The 26,679-nt window shown below is 43.3% G+C and carries 27 protein-coding genes; 23 read left to right on the top strand and 4 right to left on the bottom strand.

All coding sequences use genetic code 11. The annotated features are described in order from the left end of the window. The 8 genes from NQ095_RS19730 to recO all read left to right on the top strand — a co-directional run bounded on the left by NQ095_RS19730 (position 1) and on the right by recO (position 6,753). Entirely contained in the window at positions 1-960 is a 960-nt protein-coding gene (locus NQ095_RS19730; protein WP_258265146.1) for a PhoH family protein, read from the top strand. Between the two features lie 184 nt (positions 961-1,144). Continuing rightward, the gene (locus NQ095_RS19725) at positions 1,145-3,307 is read left to right on the top strand and encodes an HD family phosphohydrolase (protein ID WP_258265145.1); all 2,163 of its coding nucleotides are present in this window, start codon (positions 1,145-1,147) and stop codon (positions 3,305-3,307) included. Beyond that, a complete protein-coding gene (gene ybeY / locus NQ095_RS19720; RefSeq protein ID WP_258265144.1) occupies positions 3,304-3,777 on the top strand; it encodes an rRNA maturation RNase YbeY in 474 nt (157 codons plus the stop codon). Before NQ095_RS19725 ends, ybeY begins: the two co-directional genes overlap by 4 nt. Next, positions 3,752-4,144 (top strand): diacylglycerol kinase, encoded by a 393-nt coding sequence (locus NQ095_RS19715; protein WP_258265143.1) that lies wholly within the window; start codon positions 3,752-3,754, stop codon positions 4,142-4,144. The genes ybeY and NQ095_RS19715 overlap by 26 nt, the downstream gene beginning before the upstream one ends. Positions 4,145-4,391: 247 nt before the next feature. Further along, positions 4,392-4,790 (top strand): cytidine deaminase, encoded by a 399-nt coding sequence (locus NQ095_RS19710; RefSeq protein WP_258265142.1) that lies wholly within the window; start codon positions 4,392-4,394, stop codon positions 4,788-4,790. Beyond that, on the top strand, positions 4,783-5,703 hold the full coding sequence (era, locus tag NQ095_RS19705) for a GTPase Era (protein ID WP_258265141.1): 921 nt from the start codon (positions 4,783-4,785) through the stop codon (positions 5,701-5,703). Before NQ095_RS19710 ends, era begins: the two co-directional genes overlap by 8 nt. A gap of 107 nt (positions 5,704-5,810) precedes the next feature. After that, complete coding sequence (locus NQ095_RS19700; RefSeq protein WP_082386398.1) at positions 5,811-5,954, top strand: YqzL family protein; 144 nt, start codon at positions 5,811-5,813, stop codon at positions 5,952-5,954. A gap of 46 nt (positions 5,955-6,000) precedes the next feature. Then, entirely contained in the window at positions 6,001-6,753 is a 753-nt protein-coding gene (gene recO, locus NQ095_RS19695; protein ID WP_060673477.1) for a DNA repair protein RecO, read from the top strand. A 197-nt stretch (positions 6,754-6,950) separates the two neighbouring features. On the opposite strand, the gene NQ095_RS19690 is transcribed toward recO, so the two are convergent. Next, entirely contained in the window at positions 6,951-8,324 is a 1,374-nt protein-coding gene (locus NQ095_RS19690; RefSeq protein WP_258265140.1) for a glycine--tRNA ligase, read from the bottom strand. A gap of 462 nt (positions 8,325-8,786) precedes the next feature. Here NQ095_RS19690 and ccpN point away from each other — a divergent pair, with 462 nt between their 5' ends. The 10 genes from ccpN to NQ095_RS19640 all read left to right on the top strand — a co-directional run bounded on the left by ccpN (position 8,787) and on the right by NQ095_RS19640 (position 18,995). After that, complete coding sequence (gene ccpN / locus NQ095_RS19685) at positions 8,787-9,413, top strand: transcriptional regulator CcpN (RefSeq protein WP_258265185.1); 627 nt, start codon at positions 8,787-8,789, stop codon at positions 9,411-9,413. Positions 9,414-9,426: 13 nt separating this feature from the next. Next, the gene (locus NQ095_RS19680; protein WP_258265184.1) at positions 9,427-10,239 is read left to right on the top strand and encodes a pyruvate, water dikinase regulatory protein; all 813 of its coding nucleotides are present in this window, start codon (positions 9,427-9,429) and stop codon (positions 10,237-10,239) included. 721 nt (positions 10,240-10,960) lie between these two features. Continuing rightward, positions 10,961-11,428 (top strand): YaiI/YqxD family protein, encoded by a 468-nt coding sequence (locus NQ095_RS19675; RefSeq protein WP_258265183.1) that lies wholly within the window; start codon positions 10,961-10,963, stop codon positions 11,426-11,428. 48 nt (positions 11,429-11,476) lie between these two features. Next, positions 11,477-13,288, top strand: a complete 1,812-nt coding sequence (gene dnaG / locus NQ095_RS19670) for a DNA primase (RefSeq protein WP_258265139.1) — start codon at positions 11,477-11,479, stop codon at positions 13,286-13,288. Positions 13,289-13,321: 33 nt separating this feature from the next. Beyond that, complete coding sequence (gene rpoD / locus NQ095_RS19665) at positions 13,322-14,452, top strand: RNA polymerase sigma factor RpoD (protein ID WP_258265138.1); 1,131 nt, start codon at positions 13,322-13,324, stop codon at positions 14,450-14,452. A 120-nt stretch (positions 14,453-14,572) separates the two neighbouring features. Further along, positions 14,573-15,112 (top strand): hypothetical protein, encoded by a 540-nt coding sequence (locus NQ095_RS19660; protein ID WP_258265137.1) that lies wholly within the window; start codon positions 14,573-14,575, stop codon positions 15,110-15,112. Positions 15,113-15,277: 165 nt separating this feature from the next. Further along, on the top strand, positions 15,278-16,420 hold the full coding sequence (locus tag NQ095_RS19655) for an acyl-CoA dehydrogenase family protein (protein WP_258265136.1): 1,143 nt from the start codon (positions 15,278-15,280) through the stop codon (positions 16,418-16,420). A gap of 259 nt (positions 16,421-16,679) precedes the next feature. After that, positions 16,680-17,054 carry a cytochrome c550 gene (cccA, locus tag NQ095_RS19650; RefSeq protein ID WP_258265135.1) on the top strand — a complete coding sequence of 125 codons (375 nt, stop codon included), beginning with the start codon at positions 16,680-16,682 and terminating at the stop codon, positions 17,052-17,054. 115 nt (positions 17,055-17,169) lie between these two features. Next, positions 17,170-17,877 carry a tRNA (adenine(22)-N(1))-methyltransferase gene (locus tag NQ095_RS19645; RefSeq protein WP_258265182.1) on the top strand — a complete coding sequence of 236 codons (708 nt, stop codon included), beginning with the start codon at positions 17,170-17,172 and terminating at the stop codon, positions 17,875-17,877. Next, positions 17,877-18,995: a Nif3-like dinuclear metal center hexameric protein gene (locus NQ095_RS19640; RefSeq protein WP_258265134.1), complete on the top strand. Its 1,119-nt coding sequence runs from the start codon at positions 17,877-17,879 to the stop codon at positions 18,993-18,995. Before NQ095_RS19645 ends, NQ095_RS19640 begins: the two co-directional genes overlap by 1 nt. Before the next feature lie 44 nt (positions 18,996-19,039). On the opposite strand, the gene NQ095_RS19635 is transcribed toward NQ095_RS19640, so the two are convergent. After that, entirely contained in the window at positions 19,040-19,996 is a 957-nt protein-coding gene (locus tag NQ095_RS19635; protein WP_258265133.1) for a 4-hydroxy-3-methylbut-2-enyl diphosphate reductase, read from the bottom strand. Positions 19,997-20,176: 180 nt separating this feature from the next. Further along, positions 20,177-20,935, bottom strand: a complete 759-nt coding sequence (vrrA, locus tag NQ095_RS19630) for a VrrA/YqfQ family protein (RefSeq protein ID WP_258265132.1) — start codon at positions 20,933-20,935, stop codon at positions 20,177-20,179. 478 nt (positions 20,936-21,413) lie between these two features. On the opposite strand from vrrA, the gene NQ095_RS19625 reads away from it, so the two are divergent. Together NQ095_RS19625 and NQ095_RS19620 are read left to right on the top strand one after the other, a co-directional pair. Further along, complete coding sequence (locus tag NQ095_RS19625; protein ID WP_258265131.1) at positions 21,414-22,721, top strand: DEAD/DEAH box helicase; 1,308 nt, start codon at positions 21,414-21,416, stop codon at positions 22,719-22,721. A gap of 69 nt (positions 22,722-22,790) precedes the next feature. Next, positions 22,791-23,684: a deoxyribonuclease IV gene (locus tag NQ095_RS19620; protein ID WP_258265130.1), complete on the top strand. Its 894-nt coding sequence runs from the start codon at positions 22,791-22,793 to the stop codon at positions 23,682-23,684. A gap of 58 nt (positions 23,685-23,742) precedes the next feature. Here the strand turns inward: NQ095_RS19620 and NQ095_RS19615 are convergent, their stop codons facing one another. Continuing rightward, the gene (locus NQ095_RS19615; RefSeq protein WP_258265129.1) at positions 23,743-23,997 is read right to left on the bottom strand and encodes a DUF2624 domain-containing protein; all 255 of its coding nucleotides are present in this window, start codon (positions 23,995-23,997) and stop codon (positions 23,743-23,745) included. Between the two features lie 89 nt (positions 23,998-24,086). On the opposite strand from NQ095_RS19615, the gene NQ095_RS19610 reads away from it, so the two are divergent. The 3 genes from NQ095_RS19610 to NQ095_RS19600 all read left to right on the top strand — a co-directional run. Then, positions 24,087-24,968: a YitT family protein gene (locus NQ095_RS19610; RefSeq protein ID WP_258265128.1), complete on the top strand. Its 882-nt coding sequence runs from the start codon at positions 24,087-24,089 to the stop codon at positions 24,966-24,968. 161 nt (positions 24,969-25,129) lie between these two features. Continuing rightward, positions 25,130-25,900, top strand: a complete 771-nt coding sequence (locus tag NQ095_RS19605) for a metal ABC transporter ATP-binding protein (RefSeq protein WP_258265127.1) — start codon at positions 25,130-25,132, stop codon at positions 25,898-25,900. Positions 25,901-25,918: 18 nt separating this feature from the next. Then, on the top strand, positions 25,919-26,679 hold a 761-nt coding region (locus NQ095_RS19600; RefSeq protein ID WP_258265126.1), incomplete at its 3' end, for a metal ABC transporter permease.

Here is a 26,679-nt window from a genome sequence, read left to right as displayed (position 1 = left end):
ATGTCAGATGAAATCTTAATGAAATTACAACTTGAAAACCCCAATGAAGCCATCGCTTTGTTTGGTGTTTCAGATTCTCACCTTAAATTAATAGAACAGGAATTACACGTTTCGATCGTAACAAGAGGCGAAGAGTTGCTGGTTTCAGGTAAAGAAGAAGATGTAAGTCTAGCCGTTGATATTTCTGATCGACTGGTGGCCGTGATCCGTAAAGGGATCAATATCGGCCAGCGTGACGTCCATTATGCCATAGAGATGGGCAGACAAGGGACGCTTGAATATTTTACAGAGTTGTACAATGAAGAGATTACAAAGAACGCCAAAGGTAAATCCATCAGGGTGAAAACCCTGGGGCAGCGCCAATACATCCAATCGATCAAGAAGCATGACATGGTGTTCGGGATCGGCCCGGCCGGAACAGGGAAGACCTATTTGGCCGTTGTCATGGCTGTACATGCCTTAAAGAATGGGCAGGTCAAGAAAATCATCCTGACGAGGCCGGCTGTGGAAGCGGGTGAGAGTCTCGGGTTCCTTCCGGGTGACTTGAAGGAAAAGGTGGACCCTTATCTCCGCCCCTTATATGACGCCCTGCATGATGTATTGGGAGCAGAGCATACTACCCGTCTGATCGAGAGGGGTACCATCGAAATCGCCCCCCTTGCCTATATGAGGGGTCGTACACTGGATGATGCGTTTGTTATACTTGATGAGGCCCAGAATACAACGAAGGCCCAAATGAAAATGTTCCTGACAAGGCTCGGCTTTGATTCCAAGATGATCATTACGGGAGACCGTTCCCAAGTGGATCTGCCAAGGGGTAGCGAGTCAGGATTGATTTCTTCTGAACGGATTTTAAAAGATGTTAAAGGAGTGTCGTTCATTTACCTCGACCAAGCCGATGTCGTTCGTCATCCGTTGGTCGCGAAAATAATCGATGCCTATGAGACAATCGAAAAATAGACAGTGAGAGATTGATCCAGTTGATCCATGCCGCCATCATAAGATCCGGCATGTCCCTGGATCAATCTTTTTTGTAGGGCAATACATAGATAAATAAGTCAAAAACTGTTATCATTTTACATAATTACTAAATGCCTTTACAGATGGCTATCTGAAATTGTTTATACATAACAGGGGGTTCTTTATGCAAACTCACCCATTTCTACTCAAGATAAGGAGCTTTCTCAGCTACCGATTATTTACCAATCTCTTATTTGTACTGCTCGGCATCATTGTTTTCGGTGTCCTATATGGAAATGTGACACCGAAAACGCTGGATATTCATTTATATGAAGATGCCCCCACCACGATAAGGGCTCCTAAGAAATTCGTCGATGAGGAGGCCACTGCCAAGAAGAAGGAAGAAGCAAAGGCAGAAGTGGCGAGTGTATATACCCCGAAAGAAGGGGCGATCGACAACTCCACTTCATTGATTCACTCTTTGTTGGAAAGTGTAAATGAAGTGAAAAGCGAGAAACAGCCGGAGGGGGAAGAGGAAGATCTAAAACCTCCACCTAGTCAGGATCCAAATGAACAGCTAAAGCTCTTGAAAGCCAAGTTGCCGAAGGATAAGAATAATAATGTCACCAACAGTCTGAGTGATGATGTGTTAAAAACGCTCCTCGAGGCCTCAGAAGATGACTTATCCCGTGTAGAAACCATCGTTTCCACGCAGATGAAAATCATCATGGAAAACGGGGTGAAAGAGGAAGAATTAAATGAAGCAAAATTGAATTTAGAACAACGAATCACCAACTATTCGTTTAAAGGTGATTTATCCACCGCAGCAGTCAAACTGGGGAAAGTCGCCATTGAGCCGACGCTTTACTACGATGCTGAAAAAACGGATGAGTTAAAGAAGCTCGCCGAGGCAAACGTGGAAAAGGTGGAAATCATTGAAGGCGGGGTCATCGTAGAAGACGGGGAGCTGATCACACCTAAAAAATACAGTATCCTGAAGTCTCTGGGGATGGTAGAGGATACGTTCTCCTTCAGGCCGTATATAGGACTCGCCCTCTTTGTCCTGGTTGTGATCAGTTCATTATATTATTTCTTCTACACACTTGAAGTCACCGAGGAGCGGAAGCAGAATTACTTGATCCTCACAAGCATCGTATTTGTCATATCACTACTGATCATGAAGATCGTCGGACTGATAGAACAGCTGGAGATCAACGATATTGCCTTCATATTCCCGGCGGCGTTCACGGGTATGATATTGAGGATCCTACTGAATGAACGGATCGCCATGATGATGGTATTCATCCTTTCTGCATGCTCGAGTATCGTGTTTCACCAGCAATTCTCGGGCTCCATCGATATCGAAATTGCGATTTATACGTTATTCAGCGGTGTATCCGGGATTCTTTTCCTTGTAAGCCGAAATCAGCGTTCGAATATTTTAAGGGCAGGAATCTACGTAGCACTGGTCAATATCCTGATTCTTGGATTTTTAATCCTATTGAGCGGTACTTCCTATTCGAATAGTGAATATGTGTATTATATAGTGTTTGCCCTCGTATCGGGTATCATGTCTTCCATCCTCACGATCGGTTTCCTCCCGTTTTTTGAAGCGGGATTCGGGATTCTTTCATCCATGAGACTGGTCGAGCTTTCAAGTCCTACACAGCCGTTATTGAAGAAGTTGTTGACCGATGCGCCTGGTACCTATCATCACAGCGTCATGGTGGCGAACCTTGCGGAAGCCGCGTGTGAAGCCATCGGGGCTAACGGTCTACTCGCAAGGGTCGGCTGCTACTATCATGATGTAGGAAAGTCAAAACGGCCGCATTTCTTTATCGAGAATCAACTGAATATGGGGAACCCCCATGACCGGGTCTCGCCTGAAACAAGCAGGGATGTTATTATTAGTCATGCTTCAGATGGAGCCCAGATGCTCCGGAAGCATAAATTGCCAAAGGAAATCGTCGACATCGCCGAGCAGCATCACGGAACGACACTGTTGAAATTTTTCTATTATAAGGCAAAAGAACAAGGGAAAGATGTTAAGGAAGAAGAATATCGCTATCCAGGTCCTAAACCTCAGACGAGGGAAGCGGCTGTCATCAGCATTGCAGATAGCGTGGAAGCGGCTGTCAGGTCGAAAAAATCTCCTACGCAAGCAGAAATTAAGCAGCTCGTCCACTCGATCGTACAAGACCGCCTGCAGGACGGTCAGTTCAACGAGTGTGATATATCTTTGAAGCAGTTAGAGACAGTTAAGCGTTCTCTGTGTGAGACGTTGAATGGAATCTTCCATCCGAGAATCGAATATCCGGAACTTCAAGCAAAAGGAGAAGAAGCATGACATTATTGATCGACTTTATTGACGAAACAGAAACAGTATCCGAGGAGCAGACACAGCTGGTTCAAAATATCCTGAACTTTGCTGCAGAAAAAGAAGGGGTCGAGGATGAAAGTGAAGTGTCCGTGACCTTTGTGACAAATGATCGAATCCAGGAAATTAACCGGGAATACCGGGATAAGGATCAGCCGACAGATGTGATCTCATTTGCCCTTGAAGAACTGGGGGAAGACGAGATCGAAATCATTGGGGGAGAGATTCCCCGCGTTCTTGGGGACATCATCATTTCCATTGACCGTACGAAAGAACAGGCGGAAGAATACAACCATTCTATATCCCGTGAACTTGGTTTTCTTGCCCTTCACGGCTTCCTTCATTTATTAGGCTACGATCATATGGAAGAAGAAGAGGAAAAGAAGATGTTCAAGAAACAAAAGGACATTTTAGATGAATATGGACTCAAAAGGGACTAAATTCGGCTTATTCCGGTTCATTAAATCCTTTGGATATGCAGGGAAAGGAATGAAGTCTGTCTGGGCAACGGAACAGAACTTCAGAATTCATTCATTCGCAGGGATTATCGTTTTCTTACTTGCCTACCTGCTCTCAGTATCCGTCATGGAATGGATCATACTGATCATCCTTGTCTTTTCCGTGCTTGCTCTTGAAACGATGAATACAGCCATTGAAAAAGCAGTCGATCTTACCACAGAAGAGTACCATCCGCTTGCGAAGGCTGCGAAGGATCTGGCTTCGGCTGCGGTCCTTCTCTTCGCGGTTTGTACTGCCATAGTAGGAACCATCATCTTTCTTCCCAAGCTTTTGGAACGGATCCTCTGATCTGAAAAAGGCATTGTAACACCGCAAAATAAAGGCCGCAGGGAAGAAATTGAGCGATTTCTTCCCTGCGGCCTTTAATTCATTTGAAAACGTTCTTATACTTGTATAGAATAAGTGGAGCAAAGAACAAAATCGATAAATAGTTTGAATTATCTAACTATTTTATTACAAAATGATAACAGCCCATTTTCTTTTATGAAAATTGTAGTAAAATGAATGTGTAAGGGTTAAAAGGAGAGTTAAATCAATGAATGCAGAACAATTGATACAAGAAGCTAAACTAGCGAGGGAAAAAGCATACGTACCCTATAGTAAATTCAAGGTGGGAGCGGCTCTTCTGTCAAAGGACGGTAAGGTCTTTCACGGTTGCAATATTGAAAATGCAGCTTACAGCATGTGTAACTGTGCTGAACGGACTGCTTTATTCAAGGCATATTCAGAGGGCGAAGTAGACTATTCGATGATTGCGGTTGTGGCAGACACGGCAAGACCTGTTCCACCATGTGGAGCATGCCGGCAAGTCATTTCAGAACTTTGTCCGAAAGAAATGAAAGTCGTTTTGACGAACCTGAAGGGCGATGTTGAAGAATTAACCGTAGCAGAACTATTACCAGGAGCTTTTTCACCGGAGGATCTAAATGAGTAATAATGTCAGCAGTACAGAATACAAATCAGGCTTTATCTCCATCATCGGAAGACCAAACGTAGGGAAATCCACTTTCCTGAACCGGGTCATCGGTCAAAAGATCGCCATTATGAGTGATAAGCCCCAGACGACACGCAACAAAGTTCAAGGAGTTTACACGACAGATGATGCCCAGATGATATTCATCGACACTCCTGGAATTCACAAACCGAAACATAAACTGGGAGACTTCATGATGAAGATTGCTCAGAACACTTTAAAAGAAGTGGACGTCATATTGTTCATGGTGAACGTCGAGGAAGGATTGGGAAAAGGAGATCACTTCATCATAGAGAAGCTGAAAGGTGTAAAAACACCGGTCTACCTCATTCTTAATAAAATCGACCAGATCCATCCAGACGCTTTACTGCCTATGATTCAACAATACAATGACCTGTTCCCGTTCGCGGCGACCGTCCCGATCTCAGCACTCGAAGGGAATAACGTCGATCAACTGTTGCAGGTACTGAAGGATCAATTACCGGAAGGGCCTCAATTTTATCCTGCAGATCAGATTACCGACCATCCTGAACGCTTTATCGTGTCAGAACTGATCCGGGAAAAGGTCCTGCACCTGACACGGGAAGAGATTCCTCACAGTATTGCGGTCGTGATCGACAAGATGGAGAGAAAAGAAGAGAAGGACCTCGTAGACGTCATCGCCACCATCATTGTAGAGAGAGATTCCCAGAAGGGGATTGTCATCGGTAAGCAGGGTTCCATGCTCAAAGAAGTCGGAAAGCGAGCGCGCGTAGATATCGAGAACCTGTTGGGATCAAAGGTTTATCTTGAACTATGGGTGAAGGTACAGAAGGATTGGCGAAACCGATCTGCAAACCTTCGTGACTTTGGCTTCAGCGACGACGAATATTGATAATTAACAATATTTAGGCCACATGTTTTAGAGAGAAAATGCTCATTCTAATCACAAGATAGCTTATGAAGTCTTGCTAGTTTAAATCCAGAAAGGTGGGTTTTTTAATGTTAGACTTAACATGGAAATTTTTTTCGCAGACAGGAAGTATCGACACCTATCTCCTTTTTAAGGAGCTTGAGAAGGAGACCTTTGAGGATCCTTACAGCTTTGAAGAAGAAACAGCGGAAGTAGATTTTCCTTTAACGTGATAAGTTTGTCATCACCCGGGAAGATAGAGGATCGGGAGGTGGCTAAATGCTGCAGAAGTGTGAAGGAATTGTCATTCGAACCAATCATTACGGTGAGTCGAACAAAATTGTTACCATATATACACGGGAATTCGGAAAGATTGGATTGATGGCTAGAGGGGCCAAGAAACCTAATAGCCGTCTATCCGCCATTTCACAATTGTTTACATATGGTTATTTCCTTTTTATCAAAGGAAGCGGGCTGGGTACCCTTCAACAGGGAGAAATGGCAGAGTCCCTGAGGCATGTGAGGGAGGATCTGTTTAAGACGGCTTACGCCACTTACATCGTCGACCTCCTTGATAAAGCGACCGAGGACCGAAAGCCGAACCCCTTCCTGTTTGAATTGCTTTACAAGACTCTTCACTACTTGAATGAAGACTATGACCCGGAAATCCTGATGCATATTTTTGAAATGAAGATGCTCCCTGTATTGGGGTTATATCCTCACCTGAATGGATGTGCTGTATGTGGGGAAACCGATGGTGAATTCGCTTTTTCTTTTAAAGAAAATGGATTCATCTGTCATCGCTGTTTAAGTGAAGATCCACATCATTTACCGATCTCACAAAGCACTGTGAAGCTTCTCAGGGTATTTTACTATTTCGACCTCAATCGATTGGGAAATATATCGGTGAAAGATGAAACGAAACATCAATTGAAGCGGGTAATCAGGACTTATTACGATGAAAACTCAGGTCTTACATTAAAGTCCAGGAGGTTTCTGGACCAAATGGATAACCTTAAGGACTTATTCTAGTATTATAGATGCTGCTTGTGATATAGAAAGGCCCATTCACTTTTGTGAATGGGCCTGATTTTTTTAATTGTATCTGCTAGCTCCGGCGGCTAGCCCCTCGAGGCCATATCTAAAAAATCCCCAAAGGCAAAAAACGCCTTCAGGGATTTTCCAGATATGCTTGTCGGGGCTGAACGAGCCGCCTCCGCTTTAGGGGTTTAAAATTTGATTTTCTCTTGCAAAAAGGCTTTCACTTCACTGATCGGCATTCTGACTTGCTCCATTGTGTCACGGTCACGTACGGTTACTTGACCGTCTTCTACAGAGTCAAAGTCAAATGTGATGCAGAATGGTGTACCGATTTCGTCCTGGCGGCGGTAACGTTTCCCGATGGAAGCCGTTTCGTCGAAGTCGATCATGAGATCCTGGGAGAGCTCTTCGTACACTTTGAATGCATCGTCAGAAAGCTTTTTAGAAAGTGGCAGGACAGCCGCTTTGAACGGAGCCAATGCCGGGTGAAAACGTAACACAGTACGTGAATCGTTCTCGAGTTCCTCTTCTTCGAATGCATCGCATAGGAATGCAAGGGTTACCCGGTCTGCCCCAAGGGAAGGCTCGATGCAGTATGGTACATATTTTTCATTCGTTTGTGGATCCATGTAGTGGAAGTCCTCATTCGAGTGTTCCATATGACGCTTCAGGTCGAAGTCCGTACGATCTGCCACACCCCAAAGCTCACCCCAGCCAAACGGGAATTTGTATTCGATATCCGTAGTCGCGTTGCTGTAATGGGATAATTCATCTTGATCATGATCACGCAGTCTCATATTGTCTTCGCTCATTCCAAGATTCAGTAACCAGTTTTTACAGAATTCGCGCCAGTATGAGAACCACTCAAGGTCTTCACCAGGTTTACAGAAGAATTCCAGTTCCATTTGTTCGAATTCACGGGTTCTGAATGTGAAATTACCAGGAGTGATTTCATTTCGGAAGCTTTTACCTACTTGCGCAATACCAAAAGGCATCTTCTTACGCATGGATCGCTGAACATTTTTGAAGTTTACAAAGATCCCCTGTGCTGTTTCAGGCCGTAAATAAATTTCATTTGTAGAAGATTCCGTTACTCCCTGATGGGTTTTGAACATAAGATCAAATTGGCGGATATCCGTGAAATCGCGGCTTCCGCAATCAGGACACGCAATATCATGCTCTTTAATGATTTCTTCCATTTTCTCGAATGAAAGACCATCGACGATCATCTCGATGCCTTTTGTCTCAAGGGCGTTTTCGATGATTTTGTCTGCGCGGTGACGTGTTTTACACTGCTTACAGTCGATCATCGGATCATTGAAGTTTCCAACGTGTCCGGAAGCTACCCATGTTTGCGGATTCATCAGGATACTTGCATCAAGGCCTACATTATAAGGGGATTCCTGTACGAATTTTTTCCACCAAGCTTTTTTAATATTGTTTTTTAACTCTACACCAAGCGGACCGTAATCCCATGTGTTGGCAAGTCCTCCGTAAATTTCAGAACCGGGAAAGACAAACCCCCTGTGCTTTGCTAAGTTGACTACTTGTTCCATTGACATATAAGTCACTCCTTTTATCATTTATGTAAATAAAAAAGCTCGTCCTTAGGCGCTTGAGGCCTAGGGACGAGCTTGTTACTCGCGGTTCCACCCTAGTTGATATACATGGAAGTATACCCACTTTTAAACGATAAATAGCTCCGGATTGCCGTCTCCATGCCTTCTGGGCTTTCACTATCCCCAGTCGCTTATCGGTCAGCAAGGATTATTGATCCATCATAGCCTTATTGGTTATAAGATGAAGACATTTTATCATGATAAAGAAATAAAAACAACTAATGATTTAGAGAAGAGAAAAGATTTGAAGTTTTGTTCAAAAGAAGATACTCTTTGTAAAGTGAAATTTAGCTATAGGTTGTCACAAATGGATGATAATATGCTCTTTTCATTTCGGTTAAATAGTATATAATATTTAATATAAAGTATAACATAAATCGTTTGACCGTTAGGTGGTGAGTAACAATCGAACTTAATAAGCGTCAAGAACATATTCTGCAAATAGTGAAAGACAATGGGCCTATCACTGGTGAACAGATAGCGGATCAATTAAATTTAACGAGGGCGACTCTGAGACCCGACCTTGCCATCTTGACCATGGCAGGTTACTTGGATGCCCGTCCGAGGGTGGGGTATTTCTATACAGGGAAAACAGGGACACAGCTATTGACGGAGAACCTGAACAAAATATTCGTCAAGGACTATCAATCGATTCCAGTTGTGGTGAATGAAAATGTTTCCGTGTATGATGCCATCGTAGCGATGTTTCTGGAAGATGTGGGAACATTGTTTGTCGTGGACGCCAATACATACTTAGTGGGTGTCCTCTCCCGTAAAGATCTCTTAAGAGCGAGTATCGGGAAGCAGGAACTCAGTACATTGCCGGTGAATATTATTATGACAAGGATGCCCAATATCACGGTTTGTGAAAAGGATGATCAGCTGATCGGTGTGGCGAAAGACTTGATTCATAAGCAAATTGACTCTGTCCCTGTCATCAAAAAGACCGAAAAGGGTGATTTAGAAGTCATAGGCAGGATTACCAAGACCAATATAACAAAAGCATTTGTTGCGTTGGCAGATGAATATTAGAAGGTGGTGAACGATCGTGAAAGAACCGATCATCTATGTTGTATCCGACTCGGTGGGTGAGACTGCCGAATTAGTCACAAAAGCGGCGATTAGCCAATTCAATGGTTCCAATACGGTCATTAAACGCTTTCCGTATATAGAGGACACCGAACATATCGATGAAGTGATTTCCTTGGCGAAGCTCAATCAGGGGTTGATTGTGTATACCCTTGTAAAGCCGGATATGCGTGCATACATTAAAGAACAATCTGAAAAGGAAGAGCTCTATGCATTTGATATCATCGGTCCACTGATGGACAAATTTCAATCTTCCTACCAAAGGGAACCGTTGTTTGAACCCGGGACTGTCAGAAAGCTTGATGACGACTACTTCAAGAAGGTGGAAGCCATTGAATTTGCCGTCAAATACGATGATGGGCGTGACCCGCGGGGAATCCTCAGGGCGGACATTGTACTTGTCGGAGTGTCCAGGACGTCAAAAACCCCTCTGTCTCAATACCTTGCACTGAAAAGGATCAAAGTGGCGAATGTTCCACTTGTACCGGAAGTAGATCCGCCGGAAGAATTATTTATGGTTTCACCCAAGAAATGCTTCGGATTAAAAATCAGCCCGGAGAAGTTGAATACGATCCGCAGGGAAAGATTAAAGTCGCTTGGATTGAACGATCAGGCGAGCTACGCGAATATAAAACGTATTGAAGATGAACTGACGTATTTTGAAAAAATTACGGACCGCATCGGATGTCACGTCATTGACGTAACCAACAAGGCCGTCGAAGAAACAGCCAATGTCATAACAAATATTTACCATAAAGCCAACGATTGATCGGCGGTCATTAGTATGACCGTGTACATAAAAAGATGATTCCCCCTGAAAAACGGTGGAATCATCTTTTATTTAGGCCTTTTTCACAAACCAGAACTTTAAAATATTTAAAATCGATATCTTCTGCACCTGCAGAATGATGGGTTGATTAAATTGATAATCTCTTTAGTTTTAGTGAAAATCTATCCTTCGAAAGTTGATTGGAGCGGAAGGTGCTCGACTCCTGCGGGAAACAACGAAAAGCGGAGGCGGCTTGCTCAGCCCCGACAAGCATAAGATGAATGGGCCGGGAAGGCGTTTTTTGCCTTCTTGGACCATTTAGCTTATGACCTCGAGGGGCTAGCCGCCGGAGCTGGACAAGGGTAGGGCACCACTTGCAGCCGAGGAGGCTCACCGCCAGCCCCGCGGAAAGCGAGCACCTGGAGCGGAAATCAACCACCACTCTCTTCATTTTCTAAACAAAGTTTGATGAATTTCAAACCATGAACAAAAACCTTGAAGGAATTAAGTTTTTATAGTGGTCAAACTTGTCCGATTATACTATAATAAAAAATTGTGATAAAAATATTTAAAATAGGTTTAGACTAAACTCTTAAGGAATAAACTAATTATTGTGATATGTCAAGTCTCGTTTGAATTAAAATTCGACAATTTCAATCAAATCTCTGGGAAAGTTCTAAAAAGAGAGAAGGATAATGCGGAGTGATGTAGAATAGTTAGTATTAGCGATCATAACCCTACCGTATATGTAGACGCGGATGCTTGTCCGGTGAAACAGGAAATTATTAAAATAACAAGAGGTTATGGCTTTAAAGTCATTTTTGTTGCTTCCCATGCCCACAGAAAGAACACACCGGATGAAGGTGAATGGGTATATGTGGATAGTTCGAAAGAAGCGGCAGATTTATACATCATGAATCATGTCAAAGCAGGAGATGTACTGGTGACACAGGACATAGGGCTTGCAAGTCTGGTATTACCGAAAAAAGTTTATGCCATCTCTCCCCGGGGAAAAGCCTACAGGGAAGAGAGTATTGTCACGGCACTCGATTATCGGTATGTCGCAGCCAAAGAACGCAGGAGAGGCAACTATGGTAAAGGTCCCAAGCCTTTTACAAATGAAGACAGAGAAACATTTTGTACGTCCTTCGATAAAATCTTGTCGGAAATTGCAGGAGAATCGCAATAAGTACAGAATGGATTAAGTAAGAGGGTAAATAAAAACAGGTGATAAAGTATGTCTGAAAGAATCCCTGAAGATAAGTTAAATAAAATTTTATCGTCAACCGATATCGTCGATGTTGTCAGTGATTATGTACAACTGAAAAAGCAGGGCAGGAATTATTTTGGATTATGTCCGTTCCATGGAGAAAATACTCCATCTTTTTCTGTTTCTCCCGACAAACAAATCTTTCATTGCTTTGGGTGTGGTGCAGGGGGGAACGCATTTACGTTTCTCATGGATGTAGACGGCCTCAGCTTCCTCGAGGCGGCTCAAAAACTGGGATCAAGAGTCGGAGAGGAAATTTCCATCCAAACCCCTTCTTCTGATCAACCGCTTCCTCCTCAAGAGGACGAGAAGCAAATGATGGAAGCTCACAGCTTATTAAGTAAATTTTACCATCATCTCCTTCTAAATACAAAGGAAGGTCAGGAAGCACTGGAATATCTACTTGCAAGGGGCTTTACTACGGAAAGTATCACGAAATTCCAGATAGGTTGGTCGCTCCCAAGTTGGGATTTTACGGTCAAATTTCTGGAGAAGAGGGGTTACTCCCTTGAACTGATGGAAGCCGCGGGTTTACTCGTGAGAAGGGAAAGGGACGATTCCTTCCTCGATCGCTTCAGGGGAAGAATCATGTTTCCGATTGTGGATACAAAAGGGAATACTGTTGCATTTTCAGGCAGGACCATCGATGCGGATGACCAGCCTAAATACTTAAACAGTCCTGAAACGAAGATCTTTAATAAAAGCAGCATCCTTTATCATTATCATGATGCACGATCAATGATTAGAAGAAAACAGCAGGCGGTATTATTTGAAGGGTTCGCAGATGTTATTTCAGCAAGCGAAGCCGGGGTAGAAAACGGAGTAGCCACCATGGGTACTTCATTGACGGAACAGCAAATAGGCCTGTTAAAGCGATTAACGGATTCCATCATCATTTGTTACGATGGTGATTCTGCCGGAGTAGAAGCAGCATTCAGAGCCGGGAAGCTTCTTCATAAGCATCAGTTGGACATACGCGTAGCCGTAATACCCGAACAATTAGACCCTGATGACTACATCACCAAATATGGTTCAGAGAGATTCCAGCAGGATGTAATAGGGGCAAGTTTGACGTTCATGGCGTTTAAGCTTCGGTATTATAAACTGAATAAAAACTTAAATGATGAAGGAGATCGCCTTAAGTATATAGAAGACATACTTAAGGAAATTACTCAATTAAGTAAAGCGGTTGAAAAGGATTATTATTTACGATACCTGGCTGATGAGTTTGAACTATCGTTAGAGGCTCTTCAACAACAGCTGTCTGAATTGCAAGGTCCGGAAAACCGCGTTGCTAAACCACCTAAACAGGTCGGTATGCAAGGGAATTTCAAACAGCCCACGCAGTCCAGACTGCTGCCTGCATACCAAACCGCTGAGCGAAGGTTGATTGCTTACATGTTGAAGGATCCGAATATCGCTTATAAGATTCAGGAGTGGCTTGCAGGCACGAACCTCAATATCGATGAGCATCAGGCTATTATTACTTATTTATTGGGCTATTATGAAGAAGGTCTGCCTCCAAGTGCCAGTGCGTTTATCGGGTATCTTCCTGATGAAAGGCTCAGAAGGATCGTGACGGAAATCGAAATGATGTCCATAAGCGAAGAAAGTACGGATCAGGAATTGACAGATTACGTTAACCAGGTGTTAAAACATCAAAAGATGTTGAGAATAAAAGAAAAAGAAGTGGAAAGAAAAGAAGCGGAAAGACTAAAGGATTACAGACAAGAAGCACAAATAGCAATGGAAATCTTACAGCTGCGTAAGTCTCTATAAAGTTTTGTAAGGAAGTTGGAAGGAGGGGAACAAATGGCTGAAAAGTCAGCGCGTTCCAAACAAATAGCGTCAGAATTAACAGTTGATCAGGTGAAAGAATTTTTAGTTAACCAAGGTAAGAAAAGAGGAGTCCTCACATACGAAGATATTGCAGATAAATTATCCGGCTTCGAATTGGATTCCGATCAAATGGACGAATTCTATGAACACTTAGGTGAACAGAATGTGGAAATCGTTAATGAAAGTGACGAAGATGATGATCCAGGTGCCACGGAGTTAGAGAAAGAAGAGGAAGAAGAGTTTAATCTGAATGATTTAAGTGTTCCTCCGGGGGTTAAGATAAATGATCCTGTACGTATGTACCTGAAAGAAATTGGGAGAGTCGATTTACTTTCGGCCGAAGAAGAGATCAATCTTGCCAAGCGAATTGAAGATGGTGATGAGGAAGCAAAGCGACGTCTTGCCGAAGCGAACCTGAGACTCGTTGTCAGTATCGCAAAGCGCTATGTTGGACGCGGGATGCTCTTCTTAGATCTTATCCAAGAAGGAAACATGGGTCTTATTAAAGCAGTGGAGAAGTTTGATTACCGGAAAGGGTATAAATTCAGTACGTATGCAACTTGGTGGATTCGACAAGCCATCACCCGTGCCATTGCCGACCAGGCAAGAACGATACGTATCCCGGTTCATATGGTTGAAACCATTAATAAGCTGATTCGCGTACAAAGACAGTTGCTTCAAGACCTGGGCCGTGAACCTGCACCGGAAGAAATTGCTGAAGAAATGGATCTGACTCCTGAAAAGGTTCGTGAAATTCTCAAGATTGCTCAAGAACCTGTATCCCTTGAAACACCGATTGGTGAAGAAGACGATTCTCATCTTGGAGACTTCATCGAGGATGCAGAAGCTCAATCTCCTTCAGAACATGCAGCGTACGAACTGTTGAAAGAACAGCTTGAAGATGTCCTGGATACTCTTACAGACCGGGAAGAAAATGTTCTAAGGTTACGTTTTGGTCTGGATGACGGCAGAACCCGTACACTGGAAGAAGTGGGTAAAGTGTTTGGTGTTACCAGGGAACGTATTCGTCAAATCGAAGCGAAAGCCCTTCGGAAGCTCCGCCATCCAAGCAGAAGCAAACGATTGAAAGACTTTTTGGAATAGAACCACTCTTTACTGCCTCTATTGTGCATAGAGGTAGTTTTTTTTGTCCTTATTTAAAGGATTTTTTATGATCGTTGCCGAATAGAGCTAAAGGATGCAACAAAAAAAGGTGTGACAGAAGTGACCAGAATAAAGGATTCAAAAACGGAAACCATTATCCATGAAATTCGCCTTTGGAAGCAAACGAAGATGCTGCCTGAACAATATTGTGACTTTCTTCTGGCTTTATATACAGAAGGAGAAGGAATCAATGACAGTCCATCTGCGAAACCCCAGAAGAAAACCTTGCTAAAAGAATTCCTGATTTCCATTTCTTCATTAGTAATTTCATTATTTGTCATTTATTTTACTGAATTGTCAATCGTTTTGCAAACAGCGATTTTGGCAAGTTTTGTCGGATTATTAATGGGTGTAGGAATTTATTATTCTAAAAAACAATTTTCACCTTTACTTCTCTATACGTCAGCTGCGTGTATCCTGTTTCTTTCCTCCATAAAAATAACGGGAAAGATCTTTGAAGGGGACATTTCGCAAATATACATGACCTTGTTTCTGAACTGTTTTATTTGGATAGGTGCAGGGGTTAAGTGGAAGATGAATTATTTCACGCTGGCAGGATCGGTGGGAGCAACCCTTGTAGGAATTTATATATTACTATAACTTCTGAAAATTTAAAAGTTTTTTAAAGTTGAGAAAATTCACGATTCCCTCTTATAATAGGAATGAGAGCGCATTCATAGAGTCGTATGACTATGCTTAAATGCGCTCTAAGTACTGTATAAGTCTGTGGCTTTCAGTCATCAAAGTTAGACAAGGGGGATAAAGATGAATTTCGACTTAACACAAGAGCAAACGATGATTAAGAAAACAATCAGGGAATTCGCTGAAGAAGAAGTGGCGCCCGGTGCGTTGGACCGTGACCGCACAAAGGAATTTCCAAAAGAAATTTTCAAGAAGCTTTCTGATCTGGGGATGATGGGACTACCCTTTCCGGAGGAATATGGTGGAGCCGGAGCGGACACAGTAAGCTTTGCCATTGTAACGGAAGAACTCAGTCGTGCATGTGCTTCAACGGGGATCACGTACTCCGCCCATATTTCACTGGGAGGCGCCCCGATCAATTTATTTGGTACACACGAGCAGAAACAGAAATACTTAACGCCGATCTGTACAGGGGAATCATTTGGAGCTTTCGGCCTGACTGAACCCAATGCAGGTTCAGATGCGGGAGGAACCCAGACCACTGCTGAAGATAAAGGGGATAAATGGGTCATAAATGGTAATAAATGTTATATAACCAATGCAAGTTATGCGAATCATCTTGCGTTGACGGCGATTACAGGCAGGAACAACGGGGAAAAAGAGATTAGTGCGATCATCGCACCTACCAAAGCCAAAGGTTTTACGGTCATTGATAATTATGAAAAAATGGGGCTTCATTCCTCCAATACAACTGAGCTGGTCCTTGAGGACGTGGAGGTCCCGAAGGAAAACCTTTTAGGGAAGCAGGGGGAAGGATTCAAGCAGTTCCTTGTCACTCTTGACGGGGGCAGGATCGGAATTGGGGCAATGGCAGTCGGTGTGGCTCAGGCTGCTTTTGACAAGGCTCTTCAATATTCGAAAGAAAGAAAACAATTCGGTAAAACGTTATCTCAATTTCAAGTTACACAATTTAAGCTGGCTGACATGGCAATGAAGATCGAGCTCGCCAGGAACATGGTTCATAAAGCAGCCTGGTTAAAGGATCAGGGAAGAGCATTTTCCAAAGAGGCTTCGATGTGTAAGCTATACGCTTCAGAGATCAGTATGGAAGTAGCGGACGAAGCCATTCAGATCCATGGCGGGTACGGTTACATGAAAGAATATCATGTAGAGCGCTACTTACGTGACGCGAAACTCCTTGAAATCGGAGAAGGGACCTCAGAAGTGCAGAGAATGGTTATATCAAGGTTGATCGGCTGCCAATAGGGGCATGAGTCCTATACAAGGAAGAGTGAGCTCTATCGGTCCACTGGGGGCTGATAGAGCTCACCTGTTTTTTTATAACTGATACATGAGAAGAAATTGATTGATGAAAACAGGAAAAAAGAAGGAAATGTGTCTAATTTGTGAGAAAGATGGAAAAGTTAATTGATAGTACTTTTACTTTGTCGGTTTTTACAGTAAAATATAAAGTGTTGAAAAGAGCACTATTTTTTGGATGCTGTACATAAAGGAGGTTAAAATCATGAATCGTAATCCAATTATTCCATTCGTACTTATTGCGGCCCTTGGAATTGGTCTTGTTTTCTTCTTATCGATTGAAGGCCTTAACAATGCCGATGAAAAAGCGAAGGACGAAAAACATGGTGAGACTGCTGGCAAAGAAGGCGAAAAAGCTTCAAGCGGGGAGTTCGATCCGGAAGCTAAGTACAAGGAGTCTTGTGTATCTTGTCATGGTGGGAACTATGAAGGTGGCGCGGGTCCTGCTCTTAAAGGAACGAAGCTGTCAAAAGACGAGATCAAAGATAGAATCAAAAATGGTGGAGGGGTCATGCCTGCTGGTCTAGTAGCAGATGAAAATCTTGATGCAATGGCAGACTGGATCAAATCACTTAAATAATCAATGAATAAAAAAGGTTCTTTGTCTTTGGGCAAAGGACTTTTTTTATATGGAAAAGTTGGTTAGAATGAGTATCAGATAAGCAGGACCAATAAAAATGAGTAAAGGTGAACGAATGAATATTCAACAATTATCAAAACGACTTGAAACAGTTGTTTCATACATACCAGAACAATCTAAAATTGCCGATATCGGTTCAGATCATGCCTACCTTCCCTGCTATGCCGTCAATAAAGGCATCGCTTCATCAGCAATCGCCGGTGAGGTGGTAAAAGGCCCTTACCTTTCTGCGAAAAAACAAGTAGAAGATGCCGGGCTGACCCGTGAAGTAGAAGTGAGGCTGGGCAATGGTTTAGAAGTCATATCTCCCGGCGAAGTCAACTGTATTACGATTGCGGGAATGGGTGGTGCATTGATTGCATCAATTTTGGAGGAAGGCAAGGACAAGCTGTCTGACGGAACAAGATTGATCCTTCAGCCCAATGTGAGTGCGAAATCGATCAGGACGTGGCTGATGGACAATGAATGGGATCTGATCGGCGAGGAAATTCTTGAAGAAGATGATAAGCTATATGAAATTTTGATAGCCGAAAAAGGAAACCCACACACCCACTATTCCAAAGAACTTGAAAAAGAGCTGCTGCTCGGGCCGTTCTTGATGAAGGAACGAAATGATGCATTCATTAAAAAATGGAATCAGGAACTCCGTCAGTGGAAGAATATCGTGAATAACATGAAAAAGGCAGAGCAGACCGAAGTGTTGGAAACACGTAAACATGAGCTTCTGCATAAAATCAAAATGGTTGAGGAGGTCATTATCTAATGAAAACAGTAAACGGCCATGAAATAATTCAGCTTTTTGAGGATTTCTCCCCAAAATATCTGGCTGAAGGTGGAGATCCCATCGGACTTCAAATCGGTAAGCTGAATGAGAAGGTTGAAAATGTAATGATCACCTTGGACGTGTTGGAAAATGTCGTGGATGAAGCGATCAAGAATAATGTCAAATTGATCATTGCCCATCATCCTCCATTATTTCGCCCACTAAAATCTTTGCAAACTGATTCATATCAGGGAAGAATGATTGAAAAGTTGATCAAACATGATATTGCCGTGTATGCTGCCCATACCAATCTGGATGTGGCAGAAGGCGGTGTGAATGATCTGCTCGCTGCTAAGCTCCAGTTACAGGATCCTTCTGTACTCGTTCCTACCTATCAGGAAGAAATCCGTAAACTGGCGGTATATGTGCCGAAAGAACATGCAGGGGGACTCAGGGAGGCTTTAGGGATAGCCGGAGCCGGATATATCGGAAATTATTCCCATTGCAGCTTCTCCTCCGAAGGACAGGGGAGATTCCTAGCCGGGGATGGAACCAATCCTCATATAGGAAAGCAGGGCTTGCTTGAAGAGGTTTCAGAAGAAAAGGTGGAGACGGTTTATCCTGTTTCTCTGGAGAAAAAAGTATTGAAAGCGATGTTTACCCACCATCCATATGAAGAGGTCGCGTATGATATCTACTCCCTCGAGAACAGGTCTAAATCCCTTGGACTGGGCCGGATAGGATATTTAAGAGAGGAGATGAGCCTGAAGGACTTTGCACTGTTTGTGAAGAAAACATTAGGCATGGACGGAGTCAGGTTGATCGGGGACGGAGAAGCAAAGGTGAAGAAAGTGGCTGTGCTCGGCGGGGATGGAAATAAGTTCATCGGAAAAGCCAAGAGACAGGGTGCTGATGTATTCGTCTCCGGAGATATCTATTATCATACGGCTCATGACGCCATGATGATGGGGCTTAATGTTGTGGATGCAGGTCATCATATTGAAAAAGTGATGAAAGAGGGAGTCGCCGCTCATTTAGCCAAAAGATGCTCGGAAAAAGGGTTTATTGTGAATATCTTTGCTTCAAAGGCGGAAACGAACCCCTTTACGTATATGTAAAAAGAAAGGCCCCTTGCGAAATCGCAAGGGGCCTTTCAACATTCTTATTTTGTTCCCATTTTTGCTTTTCGGACCTTAGGGAGTATTTTGTTTAAAGGAACATTGCGTTCTCTTGTCCAAGTGGTTTCATCATTTTGGTCAAAGGCTTCAAGGAATTTAATGACTTCTTTCACGATCGGCGTTGGAGTGGATGCACCGGCTGTGACAGCTACGACACTCGCATCTTTGATCCATTCTATGTCGAGTTCACTGATGTCTGAAATGCGGTGTGCGGGAGTACCTGCGATATCCTTCGATACTTGTGCAAGGCGGTTGGAGTTATTACTCTTCGGATCACCGACGACGATGAGGACATCGGCATCCCCGGCCTGCTCCGCCACTGCTTCCTGTCGGACTTGCGTCGCAAGGCAGATCTCCTTGTGCAGCTCGACGTGAGGATACATCTCCTTCACTTTGTCCATTGTATCGAGGACGTCCCACTGACTCATGGTCGTTTGGTTCGTCACGATGATTTTTTCATTGTCAATGGATAGCTTTTCTACATCTTCCGCCGTTTCTACAAAGTGGACGATATCGGGTGCGACCCCGACGGCCCCTTCAGGTTCAGGGTGTCCCTTTTTCCCGATGTAAATGACATCATAGCCCTCAGCTTCTTTTGCCCGGATCAGGTCATGAGTCTTCGTGACATCAGGACATGTTGCATCCAGGGTGATAAGTCCTTTTTGCTTGGCGATTTCCTTCACTTCAGGGGATACCCCGTGAGCCGTGAAGATCACCGTTCCTTCATTGACCTGTTCGATGATTTCTTTTCTGTTGCTGCCATCGAGAGTGATGATTCCGTCTTCTTCAAACGCATCCGTTACATGTTTGTTATGGACGATCATCCCCAGAATATAAATTGGACGAGGAAGCGATTTGTCCAATGCGGCATTTCTTGCAATGACCATTGCATCTACCACACCATAACAATAGCCTCTCGGAGTAATCTTAATAATATCCATCTATACATATCCTCCTACATGAGAGAGTGTTTGTTTTCATTATAAAGGAGAAAGGTCAGTCTGACAAAGAGAACGAAGTGAAGTGCCATTTTTACATGATATCCAACCATTGGATCCTTGGGGAGGGGCTCAAAAAAATAATCCCTGTCAGGTGATTGAATACCTTAAGGGATGCGGCTTTTATATATATAGTTTTGGTATTGAATGTGATTTAGCCGGTGCCTCTTCTTCCAAAACTTCTTCATCGGTGATTTTTACTGAGGGTTTCTTTTTCTTTTTTTTCTTCACAGGGGTTTCTGTTTCAGGGATATCTTCATTTTCGTCACTTTTTATCTCTGTCGATGGTTCATCAGGCGTTTCAGCAGACATATCCTTAAACCCGCGGTAGAGCTTCCACAGAGATGGGATATTTTTGACCATTGGCCCATATTGCTGAAACATCGGACCCAATTGCTGGGCAGTCTGCAACATTTGTTGAGTGTTGGACAGAAAGGAATTGACATTGCCGGGATTCAAGAGGGATTGAATGATTCCACCTGCTGCCTGCGGTGATCGCTCAAATCCGGCTTCACCTGCAGAAGACCTCGTAAACTGTTCTATAAGTCCGCCACCGCCGGCATTGCGATTCTCGCCTTTTTTCAGGAACTTTGAAAGTAGCCCTTTGCCTTGTCCCCTGCCTTTTCCTCTTTGATTCATTCCCATATTAAAGCCTTGATTTGGGTTTTGCCTTCCAAATTGAAAAGGCGGGGGCTGTGTCTGTCCCATCCCGAAATGATTCCTGCCAGATTGCTGAAATCCGAACCCGTTACCTTGCCGTTGTCCCAACCCGAAAGTATTTCTCTCGGGTTGCTGTAACCCCAATCCGTTACCCTGGCGCTGTCTCATTCCGAAAGGATTTCGCATATCCTGGCCTTGATTTCTCATTCTTCTAGGCGGCATAATGACAGCCTCCTTTCATTTCAATAAATTCGTTGTCACTATAGAGTATGCAACAGGTTAAAAAAGGGTATTGTGACAATATCATCTGAAATAAAATCAAGTTGACCTAGATGTTTTGCTCAAAATTGATTATAATGGTTAGATGTTCTTTAAATATGACGCTTGCTAACGTTAAAATAAAATTCACTTTTATTATTAGGCAATTTTGGCAAAGGTTATTTTTCCTATAGCTCTGTCATTGAGTGTGTGCGGCAGGGTGAGGTGAACTACTTCGCATTCCGCGGAAAGCAATCACCTGGAGTGGAAATCAATTACTGCTCGCTTTTTAAATAGCGATAATGTTAAAGATAACAGCCTAATATAAACAAGTGATCCGTACATTTTATATAAATCTGTGGTGATGATGTGAACGGCACCTGACATCCATCCCGATGACAGCGTAGATAAAAGGATATGACGATAAAAGGAGATGTACTTAATGAAAAAGAATTTATTTCTGCAATTTGGATTTCAGTCTTTCATCAATGAAGCTGTAGAAGAACTGGGTTTCTATGAACCAACTGAAATTCAGAAGAAAATGATCCCTCTGATCTTAAAAGGACAGAGTGCGATTGGCCAATCTCAAACGGGAACGGGGAAAACCCACTCGTATCTATTACCGATCATCGAAAAGGTAGATGCAGCCTCTGAAGAGGTACAAGCTGTCATCACTGCACCTACCCGTGAATTGGCTCAACAGATTTATCAGGAAGTACTTAAGATTACGAAGGATACTGAGATCGTATCCCGTTGCTATATCGGGGGGACGGACAAGCAGAGAACGATCGAGAAGTTAAAACATCAGCCGCATATCGTTGTCGGCACGCCGGGACGGATCAATGACTTGGTGAAGGACAAGGCGCTATTTGTCCATACAGCGAAGCTTCTTGTGATCGATGAAGCTGATTTAATGCTCGATATGGGATTCATTGAAGATGTGGATCAAATTGCTGCGAAGATGCCTGAAAAACTACAGATGTTAGTGTTTTCTGCCACGATCCCGGAGAAACTGAAGCCGTTCCTGAAGAAGTATTTGGAAAATCCTCAGTATGCCCATGTGGAGCCGGAACAGCTGTCGGCAAAAAATATTGAACACGTGATCGTTCCTTTGAAGAGCCGTGATAAAACGAATCTCCTTTACAATATTTTAGTGGAGATAAATCCTTACTTGGGGATTGTGTTCACCAACACGAAGCAAAAGGCGGATGAAGTAGCCGATGCCTTGATTGCCAAAGGATTGAAGGTCGGCCGTATTCACGGGGATCTTTCTCCACGTGAGCGTAAGAAAATGATGAAACAAATACGGAACCTTGATTATCAATACATTGTGGCAACAGACCTTGCCGCCAGAGGGATCGATATCGAAGGGGTCAGCCATATCATCAATTATGAACTGCCTCAGGATCTGGATTTCTATGTTCATCGTTCAGGCCGTACAGCACGTGCGGGGAATAGCGGTATTGCCTACACCATTTATACACCTTCGGATGAAGATGCGCTGAATCGTTTGGAGAAGCTTGGAATCAGCTTTTCCCATCGGGACATTAAAAAAGGTGAATGGTCCGAGCTGCCTCCTCTGAACAAGCGTAAAAACCGTCAAAAATCGAACGTTGATGAAATCGATGAAAAGGCGAAATCGTTAGTCCGTAAGCCGAAGGCTGTTAAACCGGGATATAAAAAGAAAATGAAATACAAAATGGACCAAATCAAGAAGCGGGAAAGAAGAATAAAAAACAGAAACAAATAAGTGTTTGAACGTGATTCATTTGTACACATTCGATACAATAAAGAGAGATTTTCTTAGGAGTTGAGAAGAATGGTTAAGATTGGATCCCATGTTTCCATGAGTGGAAAGAATATGTTACTCGCTTCAAGTGAAGAAGCCGTTTCTTATGGTGCGAATACCTTTATGATTTATACAGGTGCCCCTCAGAATACGAGAAGGAAAAAAATCGAAGACCTGAATATCGAAGCGGGTCTTGCTCATATGAAAGAAAATGGCATAGAGGACATCGTCGTGCATGCTCCTTATATCATCAACATCGGAAATACGACCAACCCGGCTACATTCGAATTGGGTGTCAATTTCCTCCGCTCTGAAATGGAGCGTACGGAAGCTATCGGGACAGGACAAATCGTGTTGCACCCCGGTGCCCATGTCGGTGCGGGAGCAGATAAGGGGATTGCGAAGATCATCGAAGGCCTTAACGAAGTATTGACCAAGGATCATAAAGTTCAAATTGCCCTTGAGACAATGGCCGGAAAAGGCTCTGAATGTGGGAGATCCTTTGAGGAAATCGCTCAGATCATTAATGGAGTAGAACTGAATGACCGCCTCTCTGTCTGCTTTGATACATGCCATACACATGATGCAGGGTATAATATCGTAGAAGATTTCGATGGGGTATTGGAAGAATTCGATAAAATCGTAGGCATTGACCGCTTAAAAGTTCTTCACATAAATGATAGTAAGAATGAACGTGGAGCGGCAAAAGACCGACATGAAAATCTGGGATTCGGACATATCGGATTCAAGGCACTGAATTATATAGTGCATCATCCGCAGCTAAAGGATATCCCTAAGATATTGGAAACACCTTATGTAGGGGAAGATAAGAAAAATAAAAAACCTCCTTATAAGTTTGAAATCGACATGCTTCGTAATCAAACCTTTGATGAAGAGGTACTGACGAAAATAGTGAAACAGTAAAGATTGGAGGAGGTCATGTCTCGAGACTTTTAAGACGCCTCCTCTTTCTTTATTTTTATTATCGGATGAGCTGCAAAAAGAGCTGGTTGATTTCCTTGGCTTTCCTGGGACCGATGACCTTGGCCAGATCCTTCACCAATTTGCTTCTCTTCGTATCATCGAAGATATTGATGTTTTTTCCTTTCACACTTGCAACGATGCTTGTTGCCTGCTGGGACGTGAGAGAAATATTATATTGTTTTGCATGCTTTAATAACTCATCATTTGTAATATTGTTGATTTTGTGATTAATCACATTTTGTAATAGTTTCATGTTTATCACTCCTCAAATGATACATATGTATCTCACATCAAGAAAGTGACACTTTTATTAGAAAATAAGTGAAAGGAAAGGAATTGACGATGACTCAAAGAGTACATAAGAAGGAAAGTCCCCTTCATTTTATTTATCGTTTGTTTTTTATCACCATCGGAGCCGGTCTTGCCGCGGTTTCGATTGAGCTGTTTCTTGTACCCAATACTATTATCGATGGGGGGGTCATCGGTATTTCACTGATCCTGGATTATTTGGTTTCCGATTCCATCCCCTTTCTTAATTTTTCAACCCTATTGGTCCTGTTGAATCTCCCATTTATGTATTCCGGCTACAAACAGATCGGGAAGACGTTTGTTGTATCGTCATTGTTTGCTGTAGTGGCACTGGCTATCATTGAGAGTCTCCTTCATCATATAGATCCATTCGTAACCGAGGAGATATTGGCAACCGTCTTCGGTGGCTTGACTCTCGGAGTGGGTGTGGGGCTGGTCATCCGTCATGGGGGTTCCCTCGACGGTACAGAGATCCTGGGAATCCTCCTGACAAAGAAACTGCCGTTTTCCGTGGGTGAGTTTGTGATGTTCATGAATATTTTCATTTTTGGCTGGGCAGCATTCGTCTTCGGAATCGAAGAAGCGATGTACTCGGTCATGACGTACTATATCGCATTCAAAACGATTGATACGGTCATTCAGGGGATGGACGAAACCAAAGCGGTCATCATCGTGTCTGACCATTACCTTGATGTATCCGATGCAATCCTGCAAAGGCTCGGCAGGGGAACGACCATGTTAAAGGGGCGGGGAGGCTACACGGACAATGACAAAGAGGTCATATACGTCGTGGTGACCAGGCTTGAGGTAATGAAATTAAAATCGGTCGTGGCGGACGTAGATCCGGATGCATTCATCACCATCATGAGCACCCAGGAAACGAAAGGCGCACGATTCAAATCTGCCATCCATTGATGTGTAAAAATCATCCCATTATGAAATGACAGGACCGCCCAAACAAAAGGGCGGTCTTATTTGAGTGATGAACGGAATCATTTACAATTGGTGATGCATCCTGTATACTACCCTATGTACTTTTAAATCGTAATGATTCTTATAAAGAGAGATGATAAGCATTGACAAATCCAGTGATAAAAATAGAAGATGTGAATTTCCGCTATGAGCGTGAACGAGTGCTCGAAGATATCAATCTGAGCATCCCAAGAGGTGCTTTTCTTGGGATCGTCGGGCCGAACGGTTCCGGGAAATCCACCTTACTAAAGCTTGTCCTTGGCCTGCTTCGGGTGAAACAGGGAAATATTGAGCTGTTCGGGATCCCGCAGCATAAATTCAAACAATGGGACCGTATCGGCTTTGTATCCCAGAAGGCAAACAGCTTCAACACAGGATTTCCGGCTACCGTTTATGAAGTTGTGGCCAGTGGACTGGCGAAGAAAGCCGGATTGTTCAAGCGGGTTTCATCAGCATATCAGGAAGATGTGAATAAAGCGATCGAATCAGTCGGCATGGGTGAGTTCGCCAAACGGAATATCGGAGAATTATCAGGAGGTCAGCAGCAGAGGGTCTTCATTGCAAGGGCCCTCGTGAGTCAGCCTGATGTACTGATCCTCGATGAACCGACTGTGGGAGTCGACAGCCGAAACGTCCAAAATTTCTACGATATGTTAGAGACATTGAACAAAGATGTAGGTATAACACTTGTTCTGGTCACCCATGACATCGGGTCGATCTCAAATAAGGTGACACATGTTGCCTGCTTAAATAAACATTTACATTTCCATGGCAAAACAGAAGAGTTTGAAAAGCTCAAAGAAAATCAGCTTTCCTCTTTTTATGGTCATGACGTACATTTTTTGAATCATGAGCATGAACATCATCATTCATGATCGATTGGAGGGAAGAAAGTGCTTCAAGCTATTTTTCAATATGAATTTTTACAAAATGCATTTCTGACAGGAATCCTTATCGGAATCATCGCTCCATTACTGGGGGCATTCATTGTGGTAAGGAGATTATCCCTGATTGCCGATGCTTTGAGCCACGTGACACTCTCAGGCATTGCGGCAAGTCTGTACTTAAGCAAAACGGTGCCTGGGTTGTCAGGGTTGAATCCCCTTTACTTCGGAATGGCATTCTCCGTAATGGGTTCTTTATTCATAGAACGATTAAGAATGGTATACAAGCATTATCAGGAGCTTGCGATTCCGATCATCCTGTCCGGGGGAATCGGGATAGGGGTCATATTCATTTCACTTGCAGACGGTTTCAACACGGATCTGTTCAGTTATTTATTCGGGAGTGTCAGCGCTGTCAGCAGGGGGGATCTGTATCTGATCGGCGGGATCAGTGTCCTTGTCATCGGAGTGATTTTCTTATTGTATAAAGAGTTGTTCCTTTTATCTTTTGATGAGGATCATGCAAAGGCATCCGGGATCCCTGCGAAGGCGATCCACTTTATCTTTATGATCATGGTCGCCCTTGTGATTGCCGCCTCCATGCGCATTGTTGGAATCCTCCTGGTATCGTCTCTAATGACATTGCCTGTTGCCGCCAGCATCAGGATCGCGAACGGCTTTAAACAGACGATCGGATATTCCTTATTATTCGGGGAGATTTCCGTCATCGTCGGATTAGTGAGCGCCTTCTATTTGAATCTTGCTCCCGG

The organism is Rossellomorea sp. SC111 (genome assembly GCF_024733565.1).
Classification (GTDB): domain Bacteria; phylum Bacillota; class Bacilli; order Bacillales; family Bacillaceae_B; genus Rossellomorea.
The sequence above is the reverse complement of the archived record's forward strand: the minus strand, read 5'-3'. Positions and strand labels throughout refer to the sequence as shown.

Bases quoted from the DNA above. Each gene is read 5' to 3' on its own strand.
- NQ095_RS19730 (WP_258265146.1), top strand. From the start codon at position 1: ATGTCAGATGAAATCTTAATGAAATTACAACTTGAAAACCCCAATGAA.
- NQ095_RS19725 (WP_258265145.1), top strand. From the start codon at position 1,145: ATGCAAACTCACCCATTTCTACTCAAGATAAGGAGCTTTCTCAGCTAC.
- ybeY (WP_258265144.1), top strand. From the start codon at position 3,304: ATGACATTATTGATCGACTTTATTGACGAAACAGAAACAGTATCCGAG.
- NQ095_RS19715 (WP_258265143.1), top strand. From the start codon at position 3,752: ATGAATATGGACTCAAAAGGGACTAAATTCGGCTTATTCCGGTTCATT.
- NQ095_RS19710 (WP_258265142.1), top strand. From the start codon at position 4,392: ATGAATGCAGAACAATTGATACAAGAAGCTAAACTAGCGAGGGAAAAA.
- era (WP_258265141.1), top strand. From the start codon at position 4,783: ATGAGTAATAATGTCAGCAGTACAGAATACAAATCAGGCTTTATCTCC.
- NQ095_RS19700 (WP_082386398.1), top strand. From the start codon at position 5,811: ATGTTAGACTTAACATGGAAATTTTTTTCGCAGACAGGAAGTATCGAC.
- recO (WP_060673477.1), top strand. From the start codon at position 6,001: ATGCTGCAGAAGTGTGAAGGAATTGTCATTCGAACCAATCATTACGGT.
- NQ095_RS19690 (WP_258265140.1), bottom strand. From the start codon at position 8,324: ATGTCAATGGAACAAGTAGTCAACTTAGCAAAGCACAGGGGGTTTGTC.
- dnaG (WP_258265139.1), top strand. From the start codon at position 11,477: ATGTCTGAAAGAATCCCTGAAGATAAGTTAAATAAAATTTTATCGTCA.
- rpoD (WP_258265138.1), top strand. From the start codon at position 13,322: ATGGCTGAAAAGTCAGCGCGTTCCAAACAAATAGCGTCAGAATTAACA.
- NQ095_RS19655 (WP_258265136.1), top strand. From the start codon at position 15,278: ATGAATTTCGACTTAACACAAGAGCAAACGATGATTAAGAAAACAATC.
- cccA (WP_258265135.1), top strand. From the start codon at position 16,680: ATGAATCGTAATCCAATTATTCCATTCGTACTTATTGCGGCCCTTGGA.
- NQ095_RS19645 (WP_258265182.1), top strand. From the start codon at position 17,170: ATGAATATTCAACAATTATCAAAACGACTTGAAACAGTTGTTTCATAC.
- NQ095_RS19640 (WP_258265134.1), top strand. From the start codon at position 17,877: ATGAAAACAGTAAACGGCCATGAAATAATTCAGCTTTTTGAGGATTTC.
- NQ095_RS19635 (WP_258265133.1), bottom strand. From the start codon at position 19,996: ATGGATATTATTAAGATTACTCCGAGAGGCTATTGTTATGGTGTGGTA.
- vrrA (WP_258265132.1), bottom strand. From the start codon at position 20,935: ATGCCGCCTAGAAGAATGAGAAATCAAGGCCAGGATATGCGAAATCCT.
- NQ095_RS19625 (WP_258265131.1), top strand. From the start codon at position 21,414: ATGAAAAAGAATTTATTTCTGCAATTTGGATTTCAGTCTTTCATCAAT.
- NQ095_RS19620 (WP_258265130.1), top strand. From the start codon at position 22,791: ATGGTTAAGATTGGATCCCATGTTTCCATGAGTGGAAAGAATATGTTA.
- NQ095_RS19615 (WP_258265129.1), bottom strand. From the start codon at position 23,997: ATGAAACTATTACAAAATGTGATTAATCACAAAATCAACAATATTACA.
- NQ095_RS19610 (WP_258265128.1), top strand. From the start codon at position 24,087: ATGACTCAAAGAGTACATAAGAAGGAAAGTCCCCTTCATTTTATTTAT.